At 32.0% G+C, this 1,717-nt stretch carries 1 protein-coding gene; it reads left to right on the top strand.

What is annotated here, in order from left to right; translation table 11 throughout:
* The first annotated feature begins 566 nt into the window (after positions 1-566).
* Positions 567-1,007, top strand: a complete 441-nt coding sequence (locus QYB95_RS19005; RefSeq protein WP_301139943.1) for an SRPBCC family protein — start codon at positions 567-569, stop codon at positions 1,005-1,007.
* Positions 1,008-1,717: the final 710 nt, after the last annotated feature.

The following is a 1,717-nucleotide window of genomic DNA, read 5'->3' on the forward strand; positions in this document are numbered from 1 at the left end:
AGAAAAAGCCCCCAACTATGAATAAAACCGAAGGTTGGTCGACGCGGTTAAGAAGGAGAAATGGATACGGAAGAACAAACTCGAGAAGTGGAAAGAATAAGGGGAACAAGGAATCAAGGAGAACGAAGCGCGATGTACTTTGTATATGAGCATCGGCTCGACGCGGATGACTCTAGTTACGCTGTGTCATCGCGCTTCGTAGATGGGCGTCGATGGTAGTGGAGGCACCCTCTGTGAAAGCGGGACTCGCTAGGGAAACCCCTCAACTATCTTTAAACAATAATAATACTTGTATTACATAGTCAATCTCATAAATAAAAGTAGTAATAGATATAATTTGAGGGGAGAAAGGAAAATTAATGCTAGGCATCGGCTTAGTTAAGGTTAAGATTTGCGTTGCTATTATTGATATACCAATAAATTAAATTATCGCTTCATCGGATAGCTAGATTATTGAAAGAAGTAAAAGCCTTTTAAATTTGGGATGTAAGTTTATACTTTTTATGTAATAATTGTTTTTAGAAGTGTATATATACATTTCATATGGAATGGAAGAGGGAATCGTAATGGCAACGGGAACACATACAGTAGAAATTCCAACAGATGTACAGGCAGTTTGGGATTATGTCAGTGATCTTGAAAAGTGGGCAATAACAGTACCTGCCTATAAAGAACATGAAATCATAAATGAAAAGCAATCTATATGGACATTTGAGGGCAATGTAAAGGGTATTAAAAAAACAATCAAAGCTCAGGTAGATATTACTGAATGGAATGAACCCTCAAATATTAAGTTTGAATTAAAAGGCTTGTCGGATAATTTTACAGGAAGCGGTAACTTTACTGCGCAAGAAGTTAAAGCTAAAACAACGATGACTTGTACTGTGGAAGTTAATGCAGGAGGATTATCTGGTGCGATGTTAACACCAATTATTAAATGGGCTGTACCAAAAGTTGCAACACGTTTAACTGAATCCATTGCACGGAAAATCGCAGTATACTCATAATTCTTAAATTAGAAAATAGGCCTTGATTTTGGAGATTATATTCCTGCCCAAAATGAGAGTCAATGTATGATCACTTGTTTCGCTAATAAACCTATATTACTGGAAATTGGCTGTCAAATAATGAACAGCCTTTTTTTCGTTTTATTGTCCAGATATTAAAACTTTATTAAATAATTAATGATGGCAATAGAACGGAAATAACTATATTCTAAAAAATTCCCAATATACACATCTATCATCAACAGCTGGAGACTATATGAATAATTTAGAAACAGGACAGAATATAGTACATAGATAATATCTCGGGTGTAACTATAGTGGATCAGATATTTAGTATATTAAACCTTATTTATTAAGCACTTTTCAGAATGATCCTTAATATTTATATAAGATATTATTAAAACATAAATCTATTTTAATAATATACTTGCAATCTATTTATTATAGTGATATATTATTTGTTGTCATCAGGAAATATCAAATAATTATTATTAATAATAGATAATTCTTGATTTTGGTATAAAGTGTTGATACGATATCAATATCGTCATTACTAACTGTTTAATTCAAATAGAAAAAGTAATTGACATACTTCAGATTGAATGTTATATTAATAAAGTTGCTGTTTTGAAAAATAGTAAACGAAAATTATTGTTGACATAACAATTTGTACATGTTAATATATAAAAGTCGCTATTAAAGTGATTTGG

It is taken from the genome of Ureibacillus aquaedulcis (assembly GCF_030418165.1).
Classification (GTDB): Bacteria; Bacillota; Bacilli; order Bacillales_A; family Planococcaceae; genus Ureibacillus; species Ureibacillus aquaedulcis.

Coding starts and splice junctions, on each gene's coding strand:
- QYB95_RS19005 (WP_301139943.1), top strand. CDS start 567: ATGGCAACGGGAACACATACAGTAGAAATTCCAACAGATGTACAGGCA.